Raw genomic sequence first — 21224 nt, 5'->3', positions numbered from 1 at the left:
GGGGCAGTGCGGCGGATGCTGCAATGAGTGCAGAGCCGTGTCCGGCGCCACCGACGCATTTCCCCGGCCCACCGCCGGGCCGTCGAGGCACACGCGAGGAGTGCGCATGAGCGACGACATCGAAGACATGGGCCCCGTCGACTACCTGGTCGTCGAGTTCCCCGGCAACCGCATGACGGGCGAGGCGTTCCCCCTGCTGATCGACCTGGTGGACAAGGGCATCATCCACCTCCTCGACCTCCGCTTCGTGCAGAAGGACGCCGACGGAACCGTCACGGCCCTGGAACTCACGGGCCTCGACGATGCGGCGAACTCTTTCGGCCTGTCCGTCTTCGAAGGCGCGTCGTCCGAACTGCTCGACCAGGAGGACCTCGAAGAAGCGGGCAACGCCCTCCAGCCGGGCAACGCGGCCGCGATCCTGGTCTACGAGAACCGGTGGGCCGCCCCCTTCGCCCGGGCCCTGCGCCGCAGCGGCGCGCAGATGGTGGCGAGCGGCCGCATCCCGGTGCAGGCCCTTCTCGCCTCCCTCGACGCGGAGGAAGCCGCCGAAGGCGGCCAACTGCCGCAGTGACCGTGCCGGCACCGGACGGTCAGCGCCGGCACCGGACGGTCAGCCGACACCGGGCGGTCAGGTGCTGAGGATCCTGCTCTTCTGCTCCGCGAACTCCGCCTCCGTCAGGATTCCCTGCTCCTTCAACGCTCCGAGTTCCTTGAGCTGATCGATCTTGCTGCTCATGTCGTCCGCCACCGGCGGAGCGGCAGCAGGGGCGGGGGCGGCGTACTGCTGCGGGGGCTGAGCGTACTGCTGCGCAGCGGCCTGATCGTCCTGCGCGGCCCACCGGCCCGCCTGGCGCCGCGAAACGCGGTTGGACACCGCCGTCGCCGTACCGGCGACCACCGCGGTGCGCGCTACTCCTCGAAGAAGACCCACGTCAATCTCCCTTGCTGACGGGGCCGGCCCGGAAGTCCGGCCGCCGGCCCTCCACTCCCTCCAGCATCGCACCTCCACCGGAGACTCACCCGGCGGTGGCTCCGGCGGTGATCAGGGCCGCGACCGCCGGCAGGCCGGTCTCCGCCAGGGCCCGGCGCTGTCGGTCGGCCGAGGTGCCGTGCCGGAGGAGCCGGTGGATGAGCGAGCTCACCTCGCGGAAGTCACCGCTCTCCTCGAGGGCGGGACGGATGTGCCTCAGGAGCGCGCACAGTACGTCCCCGCTGCTCCGCAGCCGGCCTCCCGGCTCCATCAGCGTGCCGCCCATCCCGTGCCGGGCCGCGTGCCACGTCGCGGCTTGAAGGATCTCCGGCCGGCACGGCGTCGGAGCGACCCCCGCCTTCTCCTCGGCGATCGCGGTGGCGGCGAGCCCGCGGACGACACCGGCGAGCATGACCGCGTCGTCCGCCTCCAGCTGCACGTCACAGCAGCGCACCTCGATGGTCGGGTAGCGCTCGGAGAGCCGGGCCTGCCAGTACAGCTGCCCGCGGTCGGGGATCAGACCGGAATCCACCAGCTCGTCGGCCCGCGCCTCGTAGTCCGCGAACCCGGCGAAGTGCGGGGGCGGGCCGCTGACCGGCCAGCGCCCGAAGATGATCGTGCGCCAGCTGGCGAAGCCGGTGTCCCGCCCGTCCCAGAGGGGCCCGTTCGCGGACATCGCCAGCAGCGTCGGAAGCCAGACGCGCAGCCGGTTCAGGACGGCCACCCCGGTCTCCGGGTCGGGAATCCCCACATGGACGTGCATGCCGCAGATCAGCTGCTCGTCGACCAGCAACCGGGCCTCGCCGCGCATCCTCAGATATCTCGCCGTGCTGGTGACGGGGACCGGGAGCACATCCCTGACCGGCGCGGTGGCGGAGATCGCGATGCGGCAGCCGTGGGCCTGGGCGGCGGAGGCGACCGCGTGACGCAGCCGCAGGAGATGACCCCCCACCTCCTCCAGGCCCGTGCACACGGGCGTGGCGACTTCGATCTGTGCCTGGAGCAGTTCGTCCTGGACCTCTCGCGCGTCCGCGATCGGTGTCAGGCTGGCCGTGGCACGCACCTCCTGCACCAGCGGAACGGGAAGGAGCGTTTCCGGGTCGACCAGCAGGTACTCCTCCTCGACCCCAAAAGTGATCATGCTGGGTGGTACCCCGAACTCGCCGTGACCACCCAGATGAAGGGTTATTTCGGCGTAATAGGGGAAAAACTACCGCCCTTCGCGTCAGCGTGGCACGGAGGGGGCGGCCAGGCACGACCGGGTTCAGGAGCAGCTCGACTCAGGGTCGTCGTGGACCAGGGCGCAGATCATCCGCTCGCCGCGCCGGTGGTCCGGATAGGCCGCGATCAGCTCCGCCTTGAAGTCGTTCCACTGGCGGGTGATCTCGGCGGTGGCCCCGGACACGGCGTGGCCGAAGTTGTCGCCCGTCCTCGAGCGGTGGGACGCGGAGGTGTCCTTGTTCAGGCCTTGGTTGTGCGTGACACGGCCGGCGCAGTCCTCGGCCTTGACGCCGGTGGAATCGAGGTCGGAGTAACAGCCGGTCGTCAGGTCCACGGGTATGCGGGCACGCGCGTCCCGGGTCCAGTCGGCGTCGTTCATGGCGCTGTAGCGGCGGATGTCGAGGAAGGGGGCGACATCGGTGCGTGCCAGTCCGGGCGGGTCGGCGAGGCCGACCGGACCGGGGGCGGTCCGGTCGGACCAGTTCGAGTGCGCGTAGAAGTCCTCGATCTGGTGCCAGCCGCGGCCCAGCTGTTCCAGGACCTCGCACTTGGCGCGGTCGGGCGTCTCCTTCCACGTGCAGGGGGAGGAGAGGTCGCTCTGGTCGGCCCGGACCTTGCCGTCCGCGTCGACGAGGCCGTCGGCCGCCCGGACCGCGTTCCGGAAGCGGGCGACGGAGGTACGGATGCAGGCGAGGAGCTCGGTGGTGGCCTCGTCCCGGCTGCGGGGATAGTCCTGGACGTAGCGGGGGGCGAGGTAGTCGGCGTTGTCGCAGTGCAGGGGGCCGAGGAGGAAGTATCCGCCGTGGTCGTTGGCGTTGACCGCCCCGTCGCGGGCGTCGGCCATCGCGGCCAGGGTGACCGGTTCCCAGGGCAGGGCCGCCCGTGTGATGTCCTCGTGGTTGTCACCGGTGAACGCGAGCGCGGGCCCGGACGGCGCGGCGGCCAGGGCGATCACGAAGACGGCCGCTACGGTCGTCCGCGTCAGGCCGGGCAGAAGGCGGTGTGACACGCGAAGCTCCCGTCGTACGAGTCATCCGGAGCCGAGGCCCCTCGGCGCGGTCACGACGCCCGGGCCGCCTTGCTCCTGCTCCGTGCCGGCCGCTTCGTCCGTGACGGCGCGGCCTCGGTCTGCGTGGTGGGCCACTTGAGTTCGACCTCCAGCTCGACCTGCCCGTCGCCGACCTCGACCTCGATCTCGGTGCTCACCTCGTCGGGGACCTGCAGGCTCAGCGTTCCGGAGCCGAATTCCAGTTCGACATTGCCGCCCTGCCTCAGCGCCTCCGCTAGCGCGGAGAGCTGGTCGGCGGCCTCGAGGCGTGACAGGGAGCCCTTCTGCTCAAACTTGAGGTCCTTCACGATGTCTCCAATCCGCTGCCTCGGCAGCTAAGGAACGGTGCCTGACTCCGCACCCCGGGGGAGGAACACCGCGGCGGCGAGGCCGGCGAGCCCGAGGACCGCAAGCGTGATCATCGCGGCGCCGTAGGCGTGGGTGGTGAGGCCGGCGACGAGGATGGTGCCCGCGACTGCGGTGCCGAGTGATGAGCCGAGGTTGGAGATGCTGCGCGACAGCCCCGAGATCTCGCCCTGCTGCTCGTCGGGGAAGCTCGACTGAACGACGTTGACCGAGGGGGTCAGCATCAGGCCGGTTCCCAGGCCGATCAGCAGGAGTCCGGGCGCGAAGGCCCAGGCACTCGGAGTGCCGCTCACCATGGACAGCAGGACGCCGACTCCGGCGATCGTCACGATGAAACCGGTCATGATGAGGGTGCGCTGGGTGTGCCGTTCGGCCAGGCGCGCGGCGGCCAATGACGATACGAGCAGGCCGAGGGTGGCGGCCGTGAAGATCACGCCGGTCTGGATCGCGTCGTATCCGCGGACGACCTGGAGGTAGGTCGCGACGACGAACGACGTCCCCATGAGGATGAGCCACTGGATGTTCTGCGTGACGAGACCGAGGTTGGACGTGCGGTTGCGGAACAGGCTCGTCGACAGGAGCGGCTCCTTGCCGGCCCGCTCCTTGGCGCGTACCGACAGGAAGAACCACAGCAGCATGAGCGCACCGAGGACGATCAGACCGAGCATGAGCCAGACGTTGTTGTCTGCTGCCAGGATCCCCGTGACGAGGAGGATGAGGCCGACGGCGGAGAGGACCGCTCCACCGGTGTCGAAGGGGCGCGTGGGATCCGGCGGCAGGGGGTCCTCGATCCGGCGGCTCAGCACGATGATCAGGGCGATCACCACGGCCTGGAAGACGAAGGCCGCCCGCCAGCTGATGGCCGAGGTGATGAGTCCTCCGATCAGCGGCCCGGCGGCCGCGCCGATGCCTCCCAACGCCATGATGGTCCCGAAGGCGCGGGCACGTGAGGTCACTTCTGTGAAGAGCAGCGTCGTGAGGATGTAGACGGGCGGGATGAGGAGCGCCGTCCCGACACCCTCGAGGATCGAGTTGCCGAGGATGAGGATGCCCAGACCCGGGGAGAGCGCGCTCAGCAAGGCGCCGACGCCGTAGACGGCGAGACCGGCCAGGAAGCACCGCTTGCGGCCGTAGCGGTCGGTCAGCTTGCCGCCGGGGATCATCAGCGCCGCCATGACCAGGAGAAAGATCGTGATCGCGACCTGAACCCCCTGCACGGTCGTGTCGAGGTCCTCGCTGATGTCGTTGATCATCACGTTCATGTTCGAACCGGCGAAGCTGCAGATGAACTGCGCCAGGGCGAGCGGGGCCAGCACACCGCGCAGGGCGGGCGCGCGTCCCGAGGTATCGGCTTCGGTCACCGGCGCTGCTCCCTTCTGCCCTGCCTCAAGCCTGCGCCGCGGCGCGGCTCGCCGCACGCCGGACCAGGGGCTGCGCCCCCATGCGCCGTACCCGGTGAGGTTCTAGGGTTGAAACGAAGGCATACCAGTGATCACGGCCATCCTCTCCCCTTCCTTTTGCCCCCGTGCTCGGGCGGGACCACCCCCAGGAGGACGTGCGACATGTCCACTGCATCCGAAACCCCTGTCCTGGACACCCTCGCCGCGATGACGGTCGACTCGCTCGAGCGATGCGGCCTGGCCCCGGACATGCTCCTGATGACCCGTATCGCGGCCCTCGCGGCATCCGACGCCCCGCCGATCTCCTACGCCGCCCACATCGACCCCGCCCTCCAAGCCGGCCTCACCGCCGAGCAGTTGCAGGACGTGCTGGTCGCCATCGCCCCCATCGTGGGCACCGCCCGCGTCATGACGGCCGCCGGCAACATCGCCACGGCGCTGGGCATCGCCATCGCCGTCGCCGAGGCCGAGATCGAGGCCCAGGGCTGACACGGACGACGCACGGCAACCACTGGACGGCGCGCGGGCAGGGCGCCGTTCCAGTGCTGAGGACGCAGGTCCAGACAGGAGCGCAGCGATGTCCCAGAGCGCGACCACCTCGATGCGCGCGGTCCCCGGAAGCACACCCCGGGAACGCGCGGCCCACGGCAAGGAGGCCCGGAGCCGCTCGCCACGGTCGGGGCACGCCGTGTACAGGCCGTCTCCGGACAGGCCGGACCCACTGGCGATCCTGGAGGAGCAGTCCGCGGCCCGGGTGTCCGAGCTGGTCCCGATCCGCTACAGCAGGATGTCGGAGTCGCCCTTCCGGTTCTACCGGGGAGCCGCCGCGATCATGGCGTCCGACCTGGCCGGCAGCCCCGAGTCGGGGGTCACGGTCCAGCTGTGCGGGGACGCGCACCTGCTCAACTTCCGGCTGCTGGCCTCTCCGGAGCGGCGGCTGATGTTCGACATCAACGACTTCGACGAGACCCTGCCCGGCCCCTGGGAGTGGGACGTCAAACGCCTGTCGGCGAGTTTCGTCATCGCGGGCCGGGCGAACGGCTTCGACGACGCCGAGCGCGCAGGCATCGTGAGCGCCGCCGTGCGCTCGTACCGCGAGGCGATGCGCGGCTTCGCCGGCATGGGCAACCTCGACGTCTGGTACGCGAAGATCGACGCGGACCGCCTGGAGGCCCTCACCACGGACTCGCTCGACAAGGGCGGACGGAAGAAGCTCGCCCGTGCCATGGCGAAGGCCCGTTCGCGTGACACGCTGCAGGTCTTCGACAAACTCACGGAGCTGGTCGACGGCCGGCCGAGCATCGCGGCGGACCCCCCGCTGCTGGTACCGGTCGCGGACCTGCTGCCGGACGTCGAGCGCGGGGAGCTCGAAAGCCGGTTCCGCCGCCTGCTGGACTCCTACGGCCTCACGATGGCGAGTGACCGTCGGGCGCTCCTGGAGGACTACCGGATGGTGGACATGGCCCGCAAGGTGGTCGGCGTCGGCAGCGTCGGGACCCGCTGCTGGATCCTGCTGCTGCTCGGCCGCGACGGCCAGGACCCGCTCTTCCTGCAGGCCAAGGAAGCCGACACCTCCGTGCTCGCCCCCCACATCGGCGCGAGCCGGTACCGCAACCAGGGCGAGCGCGTGGTCTCGGGGCAGCGGTTGATGCAGGCGGCGAGCGACATCTTCCTCGGCTGGGAGCGGGTGGACGGGATCGACGGCCAGCAGCGCGACTTCTACGTCCGCCAGTTGCGCGACTGGAAGGGCATCGCCATGCCGGAGACGATGTCGCCCGCACAGTTGCAGACGTTCGGCGAGGTGTGCGGCATCACCCTCGCCCGGGCGCACGCCCGGTCGGGCGACCGGATCGCGATCGCCGCGTACCTGGGCCGCAGCGACGCCTTCGACCGGGCGCTCGTCACCTTCGCCGAGGCGTACGCCGACCAGAACGAACGCGACCACCAGGCCCTGGTCGACGCGGTACGCGCGGGCCGGCTGCCCGCGGAGGAACTGTCGGACGCCTGACCGCGTCACGGCACTCCGTCGTGAGGGTCCGTCAGGGAGCCCCGGCCGCTTTGGGGTTGCCGGCGTCCTCGGGGTGCTCGGAGAGCGGAGCGGGGGGATGTGCCGTGCCGGCCGGGAGCAGTTCGGTCGTGACGAAGGAGATCACGGCCGCGAGGATGGCGATGGGAATCATGGCGGAACTGCCCAGCAGCAGCACCACGAGGACCACGCTGCTGACCGGTAGCCGCATGACGGCCGCGGTGGCCGCTGCCATGCCTGCCGCCATGGCCGGTACGGCGCCCAGGCCGGGCAGGGGAGCCAGGACGACTCCGGCCGCGGCTCCGAGGAAGACGGCCGGGAAGATGGCGCCGCCGCGCAGGCTGCCGAGGCAGAGGGCGTAGGCGATGGTCTTGAGGAGCAGGACGGCGATCAGTGCACCGACGCCCCAGGCGGCTGGGGCGGCGGCCAGCTCGCCGAGGGTGGCCTGGCCCGACAGGGCGACGTCCGCGGGCGAGCGGCCGGTGATCAGGGAATAGAGGGCGGCGCAGGCCGCAGCGCCCAGCGCGCACAGGACGGTGCGGGGCAGCACCCGGACGGAGACGAAGGCCGCGACCCGTCGGCCCGCCTCCAGGACCGGGTTGAGGAGTACGGCGAGGACGAGTGCGATGAGTACGGTCCAGAGCACGTCCGCCGGGTCCAGGCGCGGCAGGGGCGTGGGCAGCGTGAGGTTGAGGCTGCCGGTCTCCAGGCCGGTCCAACTTCCGAAGCCCGTGAAGACCAGGGCCCCGATTCCGCTGGAGAGCAGGGCGGGGAGCATGACCGCGAAGAGCTGCGGGCCGCCGATCCCCGACACCTCGATGAGGAGTACGGCGGCGATCAGCGGGTTGCCGAAGATCGCCGCGATGGCGGCCGCCGCACCGGCAGCGCCCAGCAGCGCGGTGGTCTGAGGGGTCGCCGGGGTCCGTGTGAGGTCCCGGAAGAGCAGGGCCAGGCCGCCGCCGAGGGCGATCAGCGGTGCCTCCGGTCCCAGGACCGCGCCCAGGGGCAGGCTCGCGGCCGCGGCGAGCACCACGCCCGGCAGCGCGGCCGGGGTCGTCGCGCCCGCGTGCAGGCCGCCGGCGGGTATGTGGCCGCCCCCGCCGGTGAGCCGGCCGGCGATCAGGCCGACGATCAGGCCGGCGATGAGCAGCAGGGGCAGCGGCCACCACCACGGGGCCGCGTCCCAGCCCAGGTGGTGCGGGAGGTCCGACCAGAAGACGTTCTGCAGTTCGTGGAGTCCGACGAGGAACCAGAACGCGATGAGGGACACCGGAATGCCGATGAGGGCCGAGTAGACGAGGATCACGAGGTAGCCGGGGGCGTGGAGGATCTCCCGCAGCCGGTCCGCCTCATGCGGCTGACCGCTGTGAGCGTCAACGGGTCGAGGACTCGGCTCCTTCATGGAATTCCTTCTTCCTGGCGCCCGGCCGCGAGGCCCTTCGGGGCTGCCACCAGCGCGGCGGTGCCGACGGCACCCCCTGCGCCGCCGGCCGGACCCCTCGTCTCGATGATCCCTCCGGCCGGCGGTATCCGCCGCTGGAAGGTTCGTGGCCGCCGCACCAGGCCCCGGTCCCGACGTCGATGGCGCCTCGGGCAGCCGAGGCCGAGGGCGAGGACCCGCTGTTCTCCAGGGCGGCCCCGGAGGGTCAGAGCGTCTCGCTCAGCGAGTCCGCCAGGCGCCGCCGCGCCGCCCGTGTCGCCGGGAGCGCCGCCGCCGCCACCGCACCCAGCACCGCCCCGACGATCACCGTCAACAGCACGGGGAGCGGGGGAAGTTGTGCGATCCCGGCGCCGATTCCACTCGACGCGCCCTGGGTGTCCACCAGCCAGCTGCCCGACAGCGCACCCACCGTCGTGCCCACCACTGCGGATACGAGCGCGGTCAGACCGGCGGCCGTCACGATCATCGCTCCGATCTGGCGGGGCGTCAGCCCGATCGCCTTCAGCGCGAGCAGGTCGCGGCCCCGGTCGCGCACGCCGCTGCTGATCTGCGTCAGCAATTCGGTCAGTCCGATCAGTGCCAGCACCGCGATCAGGGCGGCGATCACTCCGCGTGCCGGTTCCAGCCGGTCGGCCGGATTGGGCGTCTCACGGATCTCCAGCGTTCCACCGGTCGCCGAGGCGAGCGCGCCGCTCACCGCGCGGGGGTCCGCCCCCTCGCGCAGCACCAGGGCGTGGAAGGCGGGCCGCAGCTGCGGATCGCGCTCCCGCAGGGCGTCGATGGTCGTGGTGATCACCCGGCCGCCGGATTCGGGTTCGATGGTGCGGCCGACGAGGTGGAGGATCTGTGGCCGTCCTCCGACGGTCATCCGCACCCAGTCGCCGACCCGCACCCCGAGGAGATCCAGCAGTCCTTGCCCGGCCACTGCCTCGTCCGGCCCGTCGACCGCGCGCCCTTCCACCACCGCGGAGGGATACGGGTGCCGGGCCGTGCCCAGCCCGCGGAGCGTGATGGTGTCGGTCTGTCCCGGCACGAGCGCCGCCATCTCCGCGCCCGGATGGACCGCGGCGATGTCCGGGATCGTCGAGAGGGCCTTCTCCAGCTCCGGGTCGGACGGCCCGGCGGCCTGCTGGGCCCGTACGGTCAGTGCCGCGGGCAGTCCCATCTGCGCCGGTCGGCTGCGGAACTGGTCCAGCGTCGACCAGGCGACGAGAGCGACCGTGATGAGCATCAGCGGCAGGGCGAGCCGGGCCACCGGTATGACCGTCCGGCCGCGTCGCGCGAACGCCGCACGCCACCCCAGGACCAGGGCCGGGGGAACCCGCATCCCGAGAGCCCGCCTGCCGAGTGCGGTCATCGGCGCGGCGGAGGGCAGCGCGGCCCGTGCCACCGGCACCGGTGGCACCCGTCCGGCCCGCCAGGCCGAGAGCCCGGTGGCAGCCGCGATCAGCAGCACCGCGCCGCAGGGGATGCCGATCATCAGCGCGGTGTGGCCGGGCAGGTCCTCCCACACCGCCGCCGCCTCGCCGATCCGCCCCGGGATCCGGGCGCCCAGCAGGGCGATGGCCGCCGTGCCGAGGGCCGTGCCGAGCAGCGCGAAGGCCAGGTGCTGTACGAGGAACCCGCGGGTCACCTGGCCGGGGGTGAAGCCCACGGCCTTGAGGATGGCGATGTCCCTCAGCTGCCCGCGGACCCGGGCGCCGATGGCTCCGGACGCGGCGAGCGCCGCCGCGAGCAGGGCGCCGAGCCCGAACACGGCGAACATCTGCCCGAGGAGCTGGTCGTCGCCGCCGGCCTCGGCCCGTGTCTGCTGCCACTTCGTGACCTGGGCCACCCGGTCGGCACCGAGGACGGTCACGGCGCGCTGGACCATGAAGTCGGTGTCGTTCGGATCCTCCAGGCGCAGCCCCACGCTCTGCCCGGTGTCGCCATGGGCGATCTCGTCCAGGGTGCCGGGGAGCACCCAGCCGATGCCCGGCCCGCCCCCGGGCCGGTAGCGGGGCTCGGCCGCCTCGGCCGTCCCGCTCACCCGCAGCGCGCGCGGGGCGCCGTCCGGTCCGGTGACCCGCACCGTGTCGCCCGGCTCGGCCCACAGCGCCCGCGCGACGGAACTTTCCAGCACGACGGCGCCGGCCCCGGTGCCGCCGTCCGTCGGGGCGAGCCAGCTGCCCGCGGTGACGATCGGCCGCCCCGTTTTCGGCGGCTCCACCGCGGCCGCGCGCAGCGTCACCCCGGCCCGCGCGCCGCGCGACTCGACGGTCGTCGCCGCCGTGCGGTAGGGCCCCGAGAGGTCGGCGATCCCGTCCACGCCGGTCAGGGCGTCCATGTCCGCCCCGGCGCGGGTGTGCAGCCAGATGTGCGCGCCCTGGGACTGGTTGAAGATCCGCTGCCAGGGGTTCGCGGCGTAGCCGAACAGCGCGCCGGCCAGGAGGAGCGAGGCGATGATCCCGGCGCTGGCCAGTACGACGAAGAGGGCTTCGCCGCGATGCGCGCGGAGGTCGGCGTGCGCCCAGCGCAGAGTGGCCCGCACGGTCACTCCTTCAGTTCGAGTACGCCACGGACGCCACGGGCCGGCTGGCGGCGCCCGTCGCCGAGCTGTGCGTCGTCGGCGATGCGCCCGTCGAAGAAGCTGATGACGCGGTCGGCGGCGCTGGCCATCCGGGCGTCATGGGTGACCATCATGATCGTCTGGCCACGCTGGTGGAACCGGGAGAGCAGCCGCAGCACCTCGCGGGTGCCCTTGCTGTCGAGGCTGCCGGCCGGCTCGTCGGCGAGCAGCAGCGCGGGGTGGTTGACCAGCGCCCGGGCGAGCGCGACCCGCTGCTGTTCGCCGCCCGACAGCTCGCCGGGCATCGACCGCTCACGGCCTTCCAGACCGAGTTCGGCGAGCAGTTCGGCGCGGGAGTCACGGGCGGCCTTCGGGGAGACGCCGGCGAGGAGAGCGGGCAGTTCGACGTTGTCGGCGACGGTGAGGTTGGAGACCAGGTTGAAGAACTGGAAGACGACGCCGATGCTGCGCCGCCTGAGGACGGCCCAGCGCGCCTCGCGGTACTCGTCGACCCGCTGTCCGCCGATCCAGAGCTTTCCGCCGTCGGGCCGCTGGAGGCCGCCGATCAGGTGCAGCAGCGTCGACTTGCCGGCTCCCGACGGCCCGGTGACCGCGACGAACTCGCCCGGCCGGACGGCCAGGTCCACCCCGCGCACGGCGTGCACCGGCGCGCCCTCGCCGTGGTGCGTCTTGGTCAGGCCCTCGGCGCGGACGATGGGTACGGCAGGAGCGGTGGTGGCGTCGTCGCTCATTCCAGCTCCTCTTGACAGCGTTCCAGCCAGTCGAGGTCGGCCTGCAGGTGAAGCATGGCGCCCTCGATCAGCAGTTGGGAGATCTTGTTGTCGCGGTCCTCGGCCGCGGCCAGCTTCGACAGGTCCCGCATGGTGTTGAGGTACTGCCGCCGCTGCTTGTTGATCAGCGCGACCGGGTCGGCCAGACCCGACTCCGGCGCGAGAGCGAGTTTCATGAAGAACTCGTCCCGTACCCGGGGCTCCTCGGCGGTGTTCTCGAACCAGGCCAGCACGGCCTCGTGCCCGGCGTCCGTCAGCCGGTACGTGCGCTTGTTGGGCCGGCCCGACTGCTCGACTTCCTCGCCGTCGATCAGACCGCTCTTCTCCAGCCGGCCGAGGGTGACGTAGACCTGGCCGACGTTGGGCTGAGGGTACGCGGCGCCCAGGAGCTTCTCAAGGTCCTGCTTGAGCTCGTAACCATGAGCGGGGCCACGGGCGAGGAGTGCCAGGAGCGCCAGCCGCACTCGCTCCCCCCTCCTTCCCGCTCCGTAGCCAACTGTTCACTCGGCATCGGGCCGGTGACCACCGCCACCCGTCTCGTCTGCCTGGGCGTCTAGTATCGCCCATGCCTAACGGGTATATATAGGCCGCGATGGTCGGCGGCGCAGCCGGATCGTGCACTGGGAGGAACCTATGCGGTGGACGCGTGCCGCGGGTAGGGCTCTCCTGGTCGCGGCGGTGGTGCTGGCGGGATACGCCGGTTTCGGCGTCCGTGCGGACGCGGGCGCCGCCTCCGGGGCCCGCGGCCCCATCACGCTCGTCACGGCGGGCGATCTGACCGACTACCTCTCCCCGCTGCTGGACGACTGGAACGACGGCCATCCCGGCGAGCGCGTCACGCTCGTCGAGCTGCCCGACTCGGCGGACGAGACCCGGGCCCAGATGATCAGCGAACTGCGTTCGGGCACCAACCGGTTCGACGTGCTGAACATCGACGTCGCCTGGACGTCCGAGTTCGCGGCGGCCGGATGGATCTCCCCGCTCCGGCGAGAGCGCTTCCCCCTGGACGCCTTCCTGCGGCCGGTCGTCGACACCGCGACCTTCGACGGCCGGCTCTACGCGGTCCCGTACGTCACCAACGCGGGACTGCTCTACTACCGCAAGGACATCCTGGACGAGGAAGGCGAGCAACCGCCGCGCACCTGGGCGGACCTCGTGCGCCAGGCGCGCACGATCGCCCCGAAGCACGGGCTGGACGGCTACGCCGGCCAGTTCCTGCCGTACGAGGGGCTCGCCGTCAACGTCACCGAGGCCGTGCACTCGGCGGGCGGTTCGGTCCTGCGCGACGACGGCGCCCGGGTGACCGTGGACTCCGACGCGGCGCGCGCCGGACTGCGCTTCCTCGCGGACGGTGTGAGGGACGGCTGGATCTCCCACGACGCGCTCGGCTACAAGGAGGAGGAGTCCCGGCGGGCCTTCCAGGACGGCCGGCTGCTCTTCCTGCGGAACTGGCCCTATGTGTACGCGGACGCGAGCGCGGAAGGGTCGAAGGTCGCGGGCCGGTTCGGCGCCGTGCCGCTGCCCGGACCCGACGGGCCCGGCACGAGCGTGCTGGGCGGCTCCAACCTCGCCGTCAGCAGCGGTGCGCGGCATCCCGCGTCGGCAGCCGATCTCATCTCCTACCTCACCAGCGAACGGGTCCAGCGGCAGGTGCTCACCGAGGGCTCGCTGCCACCGGTGCGCGCCGCCCTGTACGAGGACCCCGAGCTGATCCGCGCGTATCCGTACCTGCCCACGCTCCGCCAGAGCGTGCTGTCGGCGGCGCCGCGCCCCAAGAGTCCGCGCTACGACCAGGTGAGCCTCGCCGTGCAGGCCGCGGCGCAGGACCTGATGGCGCTGCGCGAGACACCCGAGCAGACGGTGGCGCGGCTTGCGCGCGAGCTCGGGACCATCTCCCGCAGGCGCTGATCGCACTCCGCCACCTCCCTCAAGGGCTCCTACTTACATGTTAAGTAGGAGCCCTTGTTTGTGCATCTGGGCATTTCGCCGCAAACCATCCCAGCTTTCGGTTGTTTATGGACACATCGTTGACACCTTCTAGTCGTCGCTACTTAACATGCATGCATAACAGCGCACCTGATCCAGGGCGCTCTCGCATTCAGCAGACAGGTCGACGCGAGATGCTCAGCACCCTTCCGGCCGGCACTGGCCACCCCTCCCGCACCGCCACCACCCCCGACCCCTGGTGGCGCGACGCGGTGATCTACCAGGTCTACGTCCGCAGCTTCCTCGACAGCACCGGGGACGGCATCGGCGACCTGGCCGGCGTACGGGCCGGGCTTCCCTACCTCAGGAAGCTCGGTGTCGACGGCATCTGGCTCAGCCCCTTCTATCCGTCACCGCAGCACGACCACGGTTACGACGTCGCCGACTACTGCGGTGTCGATCCCGTCTACGGCGACCTCGCCGAGTTCGACCGGCTGGTGGCCGACACCCATCGCCTCGGACTCAAGCTGCTGCTCGACATCGTTCCCAACCACTGCTCCAACGAGCACCTCTGGTTCCGCGACGCGCTTGCCGCAGGGCCGGGCAGCGCGCCGCGCTCCCGTTTCCACTTCGCGCCCGGCCGCGGCCCGGACGGGGCGGAGCCGCCCAACAACTGGCGCGCCATGTTCGGCGGTCCCGCCTGGAGCCGGATCACCGAGCCCGACGGAACCCCCGGAGAGTGGTACCTGCACCTCTTCACGCCCGACCAGCCCGACCTGAACTGGCGCGACCCGGCCGTGGGCGACGACTTCGAGCGGGTGCTGCGCTTCTGGCTGGACCGCGGCGTCGACGGCTTCCGGATCGACGTCGCCGCCGGACTGTTCAAGCACCCCGAGCTGCCCGACTCGGACGATCCCGGAGCCGACGAGCGGGCCCGCGACGCCGTCAACCAGCTTGCCTGGAACCAGCCCGAGGTCCACGGCGTATGGCGCCGCTGGCGCGCGGTCTGCGAGGAGTACACCGCCGGGGACGGCCACGAGCGACTGCTGGTCGGCGAGGTGTCCGTGCCGACCGCACGCGAGCACGCCGAGTACGTCCGCCCCGACGAACTGCACCAGGCGTTCTTCTTCGACCTGCTCAGCGCACCCTGGGACGCCGGGGCCTTCCGCGCGACGATCACCGAGGCGATTCGCGACATCGCGGGCACCGGCTCCACCGTCACCTGGGTCCTCAACAACCACGACCAGATCCGCACGGTGACCCGCTACGCGGGCGAGCCGGGGGTGGAGGGCAGCGGACTGGGAGCCGCCCGAGCCCGCGCAGCGGCCCTCCTGATGCTCGCCCTGCCCGGCGCCGCCTACGTCTACCAGGGCGAGGAGCTCGGCCTCCCGGAGGTCCTCGACCTGCCCGACGAGGTCCTCACCGACCCGATCTTCCGCCGCACCGGCAGCCGCAAGCACGTCCGGGACGGCTGCCGCGTGCCGCTGCCCTGGTCCGGACACGCCTCCCCGTTCGGCTTCAGCCAGGAGGCGGTCGGCGCCAAGCCGTGGCTGCCGCAGCCCGAGTGGTTCGCCGAGCACGCGACCGACCGTGCCCTCGCCGACACCCGTTCCTTCTGGCACCTCTACCGCGACGGCCTCCAGCTGCGCCGCACCCTGCCGCAGCTCGGCGACGGCACCCTGCGCTGGCTGGACGCGCCCGCGCACGTGCTGGCGATCGCCCGCGGCGAGGGCTTGGTCTGCGCCGTGAACTTCGGCACGGAGCCGGTGCCCGCCCCGGTCCTCGGGACTCCGCTGCTCGCCAGCGGGCCCTGTCCCGACGGGGTGCTCCCCGCGGCGACCGCAGCTTGGTGGGCGGGCGAGTACCAGGCCCCGTAGCCCGTAGCCCGTAGCCCGTAGACCCCGAGCCTCTCTCCCGCCCAGCCCCCGAACTTCCTCGAAAGGACTCCTCATGCGACGACCCGGCAAGACGACCCGTCGGAGTGCCGCCACCGCGACGGCGGCCCTCGCCCTCGCCCTCGGCACCACTGCCTGCGGCGGCACCACCGGCCCCGCGAGCGGAGGCGAACTCAGCGGCCAGACCGTCACCGTGGCAGGCGTCTGGACCGGCGCCGAGCAGCAGAACTTCAAGAAGGTCCTCGACGCCTTCACCGAGAAGACCGGTGCCAGGACGGTCTTCGTACCCTCCGGAGACAACGTCTCCACCTTCGTCGGCAGCAAGATCGAAGGCGGCAACGCGCCCGACGTGGTGATGGTTCCCCAGGTCGGTGTGCTCCAGCAGTTCGCGAAGAAGGGCTGGCTCCAGCCCCTGTCCGACCAGACGGCCCAGACGGCCGGATCCACCCTCGCCCCCGTGTGGAAGAACTACGGCACGGTCGAAGGCACGTACTACGGCCTCTACTTCAAGGCCGCCCACAAGTCCACCGTCTGGTACGCCCCCGAGGCCTTCGCCCAGGCCGGCGTCGGCGAACCCAAGAGCTACAGCGACATGCTGAAGACCGGCCGCACCCTCGCGGACTCCGGCCGCCCGGCCTTCGCCATAGCCGGCGAGGACGGCTGGACCCTCACCGACTGGTTCGAGAACATCTACCTCTCCCAGGCCGGGCCGGAGAAGTACGACCAGCTCGCCCGGCACGAGCTGAAGTGGACCGACGAGAGCGTCGTCAGGGCCCTGACCACCCTCGGCGAACTGTTCAAGGACAAGCAGCTCGTCGCCGGCGGCGCCCAGACGGCGCTGGCGACCGACTTCCCCTCGTCGGTCGCGCAGGTCTTCGGCCCCGAGCCCAAGGCGGGCATGGTCTACGAGGGCGACTTCGTCGGCGGCGTCGCCAAGGGCCAGTTCGGCAAGAAGCTCGGGCAGGACGCCAGGTTCTTCCCGTTCCCCTCGGTCGACGGCGGCAGGGCGCCGGTCGTCAGCGGTGGCGACGCGGCGGTCGTCCTCAAGGACGGCAAGAACGGCAAGGCCGGCATGAAGCTGGTCGAGTTCCTGGCGAGCTCCGAGGCGGCCGGGGTCTGGGCCGGCGCGGGCGGCTTCCTCTCCCCGAACAACGAGGTCGACTTCGCCTCGTACGGCGACGACACCACGCGCAGCACCGCCAACTCGCTGATCGCGGCGGGCAACTCGATCCGCTTCGACATGTCGGACCAGGCTCCGGCCGCGTTCGGCGGCACCAAGGGCGCGGGCGAGTGGAAGCTCCTCCAGGACTTCCTGCGCGACCCCTCGGACCCGCAGGGCACCGCCGCGAAGCTCGAGGCCGAGGCCGCCAAGGCCTACGGAAACTGAGGCGCCGCCATGGCTGACACCCTGACCGCCCGCCCCGCGGCCGACGGGCGGCGCCGGGCCCAGCGCAGGAAGCGCCGCCTCGCGGTCGTCTTCGTCCTGCCGGCCCTGCTGCTCCTCGGCGCGCTGGTCGTCTACCCCGTCCTCTTCTCGTTCGGCCGCAGCCTCTTCGACGCGGACGGCGACCGGTTCGTCGGAGCCGCGAACTACGCGGCGATCGTGCAGGACCCGGCCACCCTCAAGGCGATCCGCAACAGCGCCGTCTGGGTCGTCGTCGCCCCCACCCTGCTCACCGGACTCGGGCTGCTGCTCGCCGTGCTCACCGAGAAGGTGCGCTGGGCGACCGCGTTCAAGCTCGTGCTCTTCCTGCCGATGGCCGTCTCGTTCCTCGCCGCGGGCATCATCTTCCGGCTCGCCTACGAACAGGACCCGGACCGGGGCGTGCTCAACGCCGCCGTCGTCGGTGTCCACGACGGTTTCGACGACGCCGCCGCCTATCCGACGGCCCGGGCCCGGGAGGGCCACGGCCTGACGGGCGCGGCGGGCGGCCCGTACAGCACCGGGAGCACCGTACGGCCCGGGGGCTCGCTCAGCCTCGGGTTCATCGGGGTGGCACCCGACGCGATGCCCGCCGACGCGAAGGCCGCTTCGGACGCGGCCGCCGCGGCGCCCGGCACGGACGCGATCGGGGGCGTCGTCTACCTCGACTTCGCCCCCGGTGGCGCGGGCACGCCGGGCAGGGTCGACCCGGGTGAGAAGGGGCTGCCCGGCATGACGGTCGAGGCCGTACGGGACGGCCGGGTGGCCGCGACCGCCACCACGGGGGAAGACGGCTCCTTCCGCTTCGCCGGGCTGGCCGACGGCGACTACACCGTCCGGCTGCCCGCGGCCAACTTCGACGCCCCCTACCAGGGCGTGGACTGGCTCGGTCCCGCGCTGGTGACGCCGGCCATCATCGGCGCCTACCTGTGGGTCTGGACGGGCTTCGCGATGGTCCTGATCGGCGCCGGCCTCGCGGCCATCCCGCGCGACGCGCTGGAGGCCGCGCGGATGGACGGCGCCACCGAGAGCCAGATCTTCCGCAAGATCACCGTGCCGCTGCTCGCGCCGGTGCTCACCGTCGTCTTCGTGACCCTGGTGATCAACGTGATGAAGGTCTTCGACCTCGTCTACATCATCGCGCCGGGTCCGGTACAGGAAGAGGCGAACGTGCTGGCCACCCGCATGTGGCTGGTCTCCTTCGGCGGTGGCGACGACCAGGGGCTCGGCAGCGCGATCAGCATGGTGCTCCTGCTGCTGGTCGTCCCAGCGATGATCTTCAACGTCCGGCGTTTCCGAAGGAGTGGAGCATGAGCGGCCACAGCACCGTCGAGCGGCCCGGGCCGTCCCGGCGGACGACGGCGGTCCGGCCCGTCGCCCCGTCCCCCTCCACGCCGGCGTTCCCACCCGGACGGCGCCGCGGGGGCCGGCTCTCGCGCCTCTTGGGCAGCTCCGTCGTCCAGGGCGTCCTGATCCTGGTCGCCCTCGTATGGATCACGCCGCTGGCGGGCCTGCTCCTGTCCTCCATGCGCTCCGAACAGGACAACGCCACCGACGGCTGGTGGACCGCGCTCACCGATCCGTCCCAGCTGTCCCTGGACAACTACAGCGCCCTGCTGAAGGACTCCGGCATCGCGGCGGCCTTCTGGAACACCGTCCTGATCTCAGTGCCGACCACCGTCCTCGTGGTAGCCATCGCGGCACTCGCCGGCTACGCCTTCGCGTGGCTGGAATTCCCCGGCCGGGACGGCGTCTTCCTGGTGGTCGTCGGACTCCTCGTCGTACCCGTGCAGATCGGGCTGCTGCCCGTCGCCAAACTCTTCGGCGCGGTGGGACTGTTCGGCACGGTCACGGGCGTCGTCCTCTTCCACGTCGCCTACGGGCTGCCGTTCGCGGTCTTCCTGCTGCGCAACTACTTCGCCGAGATACCCCGCGAGATGCTGGAAGCCGCCCGGATGGACGGCGGCAGCGAGTGGCGGATCTTCTCCCGGCTCGTGCTGCCGCTCGGCCGGCCGGCCATCGCGAGCCTGGCCATCTTCCAGTTCCTCTGGGTCTGGAACGACATGCTCGTGGCGCTGCTGTTCGCGGACAGCGAGTCCCAGCCGCTCACCGTCGCGCTGCAGTCCCAGATGCGGCAGTTCGGAAGCAACATCGGCGTCCTCGCACCGGGGGCGTTCCTGTCCCTGATGGTCCCGCTGATCGTCTTCTTCGCGTTCCAGCGCCACTTCGTCCAGGGCGTGATGGCGGGCTCGGTGAAATAGCCGCCCCGCTTCTCCCCGAGCGCAGGCCCGGCTGCTGGTGTCCCGTCCGCGGGACGCCCACAGCAGGGCCTGCGCCGTCTCCTGCCGGTCCCCCCGTCTCCGCTTCGGTCGGAGCTCACCGCCTTCCATCGCCGCGGCCTGTGGTTGTAATCTGCGGAGACCGCCCTTGACCTGCGGGAAGCAGGCAGGGAGCAGACACATCGGGAGTTTCCGCATGCTTCGTACCATGTTCAAGTCCAAGATCCACCGGGCCACCGTCACCCAGGCCGACCTGCACTACGTCGGCTCCGTGACCATCGACGCCGACCTGCTGGACGCGGCGGACCTGCTGCCCGGGGAGCTGGTCCACATCGTGGACATCACCAACGGGGCCCGGCTGGAGACCTACGTCATCGAGGGCGAGCGCGGGTCCGGGGTCATCGGGATCAACGGGGCCGCGGCCCATCTCGTGCACCCCGGAGACCTCGTCATCCTCATCAGCTACGCACAGGTCGAGGACGCGGAGGCGCGGGTGCTGAAGCCCCGCATCGTGCACGTGGACGGCGACAATCGGATCGTAGAGCTGGGCGCGGACCCCTCCGCCCCGGTGCCGGGTACGGATCAGGAGCGCAGCCCCCACGCGGTGGCTGTCTGACGGGAGTCGGGGACCATGCCGGAGAGCCAGAGCGGCCAGAACACGCCGATCGAGTTCCAGGACGAGCGCAAGGCCGGGCGGCTGCTCGCCGTCGAGGGCGGGGCGGTGGTCGGATTCATCGCCTACTTCGTGCTCGCCGAGGCGCCCCACGCCCTGGTGGCGGTGCACACCGTCGTCGAGCCGGCCCATGAGGGCCGGGGCATCGCCGGGGGGCTGGTGAGGACCTTCTACGGGATCGCCGCCGCCGAGGGCGTGTCCGTGGTGCCGCTCTGCCCGTACGCGGCGAGCTGGGCCGCCAAGCACCCCGACCGGGCGCCCGAGCCGGCCGCCGAGGTCGTAGCGGCGGCCAGGGCCCAGCTCGACTCGGACTCCGACCTCTGGTGACGCAGCCGGGCCTGGTCCTGCTGCACACCTCGCCCGTGCACGTCCCGGTCTTCGACGCGCTGCGCGACCGGCACCACCCGGGGGCCGCACTGCGCCACCTGGTGGTGCCGGAGCTGCTGGAACGGGCCCGCGCCGAAGGCCCCCGGGCCGTGGCTCCGGCCCTGCTCGCGGTGCTGGCCGCCGCCGGGCCCGCGCCCGCGCTCGTCACCTGCTCGACCATCGGGGCGACCGCGGAGTCACTGGCTCCGGAGCTCGGTGTCCCCGTCCTGCGAGTGGACCGGCCGATGGCGGCCGCCGCGGTGCGTGCGGGTGCGCGGATCGCCGTACTGGCCGCCCTGGAGTCGACGCTCGCGCCGACCGCGGAGCTGCTGGCCCAGGAGGCGGGCGAGCGGCGCGTGTCGGTCCGTACGCACCTGGTCGCCGGGGCCTGGGAGCGCTTCGAGGCGGGGGACACGGACGGCTACCTGGCCCGTGTGGCCGCGGCCGCCGACGCCGTCACCGGCGCGGACGTCATCGTGCTGGCCCAGGCGTCCATGGCCGGGGCCGCCGGCCTGACCGCGAGCCCGGTCCCGGTGCTGTCCAGCCCTGCCCCGGGCCTGGCCGCCGGCCTGCGGATGATTTCAGCGTCGGGGTAGGGGGCGTACCCGCCGCGATCGCGGGAAACTGAACCTTATGGGACGAAACGCAGAACAGACGCAGCCGCCGGCCCCGGATCCCAGCCCGTTCCCCGATCCCGAGCCCATGCCGCGGCCCGTGCCGCCCGTGCCCGGACCGGTACCCGAGCCGGACCCGATCCCCCCGCCTCCGGGGCCCGCCCCGATCCCCCAGCCGGGGCCCCTGAGCTAGGCCGTCTCTCTTGACCCAGGCCCCCGGCCAGGGCGGGTTTGCCG

The 21224-nt window shown here is 71.8% G+C and carries 20 protein-coding genes; 11 read left to right on the top strand and 9 right to left on the bottom strand.

Annotation, left to right across the window (positions count from 1 at the left end):
• Positions 1-106: 106 nt before the first annotated feature.
• Positions 107-571, top strand: a complete 465-nt coding sequence (locus RIU97_RS05740) for a DUF6325 family protein (RefSeq protein ID WP_404953780.1) — start codon at positions 107-109, stop codon at positions 569-571.
• 57 nt (positions 572-628) lie between these two features.
• On the opposite strand, the gene RIU97_RS05735 is transcribed toward RIU97_RS05740, so the two are convergent.
• From RIU97_RS05735 to RIU97_RS05715, 5 genes are all read right to left on the bottom strand, one after another.
• The gene (locus RIU97_RS05735; protein WP_404953778.1) at positions 629-931 is read right to left on the bottom strand and encodes an SHOCT domain-containing protein; all 303 of its coding nucleotides are present in this window, start codon (positions 929-931) and stop codon (positions 629-631) included.
• An 85-nt stretch (positions 932-1016) separates the two neighbouring features.
• Positions 1017-2111, bottom strand: coding sequence for a glutamate--cysteine ligase (locus RIU97_RS05730; protein ID WP_404953776.1), 1095 nt, complete (start codon positions 2109-2111; stop codon positions 1017-1019).
• A 123-nt stretch (positions 2112-2234) separates the two neighbouring features.
• On the bottom strand, positions 2235-3200 hold the full coding sequence (locus RIU97_RS05725; protein ID WP_404953774.1) for a CinY protein: 966 nt from the start codon (positions 3198-3200) through the stop codon (positions 2235-2237).
• A gap of 50 nt (positions 3201-3250) precedes the next feature.
• Positions 3251-3547 carry an amphi-Trp domain-containing protein gene (locus tag RIU97_RS05720; protein ID WP_404953772.1) on the bottom strand — a complete coding sequence of 99 codons (297 nt, stop codon included), beginning with the start codon at positions 3545-3547 and terminating at the stop codon, positions 3251-3253.
• 27 nt (positions 3548-3574) lie between these two features.
• On the bottom strand, positions 3575-4966 hold the full coding sequence (locus tag RIU97_RS05715) for an MFS transporter (RefSeq protein WP_404953770.1): 1392 nt from the start codon (positions 4964-4966) through the stop codon (positions 3575-3577).
• A gap of 201 nt (positions 4967-5167) precedes the next feature.
• Between RIU97_RS05715 and RIU97_RS05710 the strand changes: the two genes are divergently transcribed.
• Together RIU97_RS05710 and RIU97_RS05705 are read left to right on the top strand one after the other, a co-directional pair.
• Positions 5168-5494, top strand: coding sequence for a carboxymuconolactone decarboxylase family protein (locus tag RIU97_RS05710; RefSeq protein ID WP_404953768.1), 327 nt, complete (start codon positions 5168-5170; stop codon positions 5492-5494).
• A gap of 88 nt (positions 5495-5582) precedes the next feature.
• Positions 5583-7013 carry a DUF2252 domain-containing protein gene (locus tag RIU97_RS05705; RefSeq protein ID WP_404953766.1) on the top strand — a complete coding sequence of 477 codons (1431 nt, stop codon included), beginning with the start codon at positions 5583-5585 and terminating at the stop codon, positions 7011-7013.
• Between the two features lie 31 nt (positions 7014-7044).
• Here the strand turns inward: RIU97_RS05705 and RIU97_RS05700 are convergent, their stop codons facing one another.
• The 4 genes from RIU97_RS05700 to RIU97_RS05685 form a co-directional block, all read right to left on the bottom strand.
• Complete coding sequence (locus RIU97_RS05700; protein ID WP_404953764.1) at positions 7045-8433, bottom strand: chloride channel protein; 1389 nt, start codon at positions 8431-8433, stop codon at positions 7045-7047.
• 244 nt (positions 8434-8677) lie between these two features.
• On the bottom strand, positions 8678-11002 hold the full coding sequence (locus RIU97_RS05695) for an FtsX-like permease family protein (RefSeq protein WP_404953762.1): 2325 nt from the start codon (positions 11000-11002) through the stop codon (positions 8678-8680).
• 2 nt (positions 11003-11004) lie between these two features.
• Positions 11005-11772: an ABC transporter ATP-binding protein gene (locus RIU97_RS05690; protein WP_404953760.1), complete on the bottom strand. Its 768-nt coding sequence runs from the start codon at positions 11770-11772 to the stop codon at positions 11005-11007.
• Positions 11769-12275, bottom strand: a complete 507-nt coding sequence (locus RIU97_RS05685) for a PadR family transcriptional regulator (RefSeq protein ID WP_404953759.1) — start codon at positions 12273-12275, stop codon at positions 11769-11771. The genes RIU97_RS05690 and RIU97_RS05685 overlap by 4 nt, the downstream gene beginning before the upstream one ends.
• A gap of 169 nt (positions 12276-12444) precedes the next feature.
• Here RIU97_RS05685 and RIU97_RS05680 point away from each other — a divergent pair, with 169 nt between their 5' ends.
• The 8 genes from RIU97_RS05680 to RIU97_RS05645 all read left to right on the top strand — a co-directional run bounded on the left by RIU97_RS05680 (position 12445) and on the right by RIU97_RS05645 (position 20969).
• Positions 12445-13719, top strand: a complete 1275-nt coding sequence (locus tag RIU97_RS05680) for an ABC transporter substrate-binding protein (protein ID WP_404953756.1) — start codon at positions 12445-12447, stop codon at positions 13717-13719.
• A gap of 212 nt (positions 13720-13931) precedes the next feature.
• A complete protein-coding gene (locus tag RIU97_RS05675; RefSeq protein ID WP_404953754.1) occupies positions 13932-15614 on the top strand; it encodes a glycoside hydrolase family 13 protein in 1683 nt (560 codons plus the stop codon).
• Between the two features lie 73 nt (positions 15615-15687).
• Positions 15688-17019 (top strand): ABC transporter substrate-binding protein, encoded by a 1332-nt coding sequence (locus RIU97_RS05670; RefSeq protein ID WP_404953752.1) that lies wholly within the window; start codon positions 15688-15690, stop codon positions 17017-17019.
• Positions 17020-17028: 9 nt separating this feature from the next.
• Entirely contained in the window at positions 17029-18369 is a 1341-nt protein-coding gene (locus RIU97_RS05665) for an ABC transporter permease subunit (protein ID WP_404953750.1), read from the top strand.
• The gene (locus RIU97_RS05660) at positions 18366-19316 is read left to right on the top strand and encodes a carbohydrate ABC transporter permease (protein ID WP_404953748.1); all 951 of its coding nucleotides are present in this window, start codon (positions 18366-18368) and stop codon (positions 19314-19316) included. The genes RIU97_RS05665 and RIU97_RS05660 overlap by 4 nt, the downstream gene beginning before the upstream one ends.
• 214 nt (positions 19317-19530) lie before the next feature.
• The gene (panD, locus tag RIU97_RS05655) at positions 19531-19950 is read left to right on the top strand and encodes an aspartate 1-decarboxylase (protein WP_404953746.1); all 420 of its coding nucleotides are present in this window, start codon (positions 19531-19533) and stop codon (positions 19948-19950) included.
• 15 nt (positions 19951-19965) lie between these two features.
• The gene (locus tag RIU97_RS05650; protein WP_404953744.1) at positions 19966-20334 is read left to right on the top strand and encodes a GNAT family N-acetyltransferase; all 369 of its coding nucleotides are present in this window, start codon (positions 19966-19968) and stop codon (positions 20332-20334) included.
• Entirely contained in the window at positions 20331-20969 is a 639-nt protein-coding gene (locus RIU97_RS05645) for an aspartate/glutamate racemase family protein (protein ID WP_404953742.1), read from the top strand. Before RIU97_RS05650 ends, RIU97_RS05645 begins: the two co-directional genes overlap by 4 nt.
• Positions 20970-21224 lie beyond the last annotated feature (255 nt).

Source organism: Streptomyces sp. 147326 (genome assembly GCF_045000215.1).
Lineage (GTDB): Bacteria > Actinomycetota > Actinomycetes > Streptomycetales > Streptomycetaceae > Streptomyces.
Note: the sequence above shows the minus strand (reverse complement) of the source record. Positions and strands in the feature narration are given on the sequence as shown.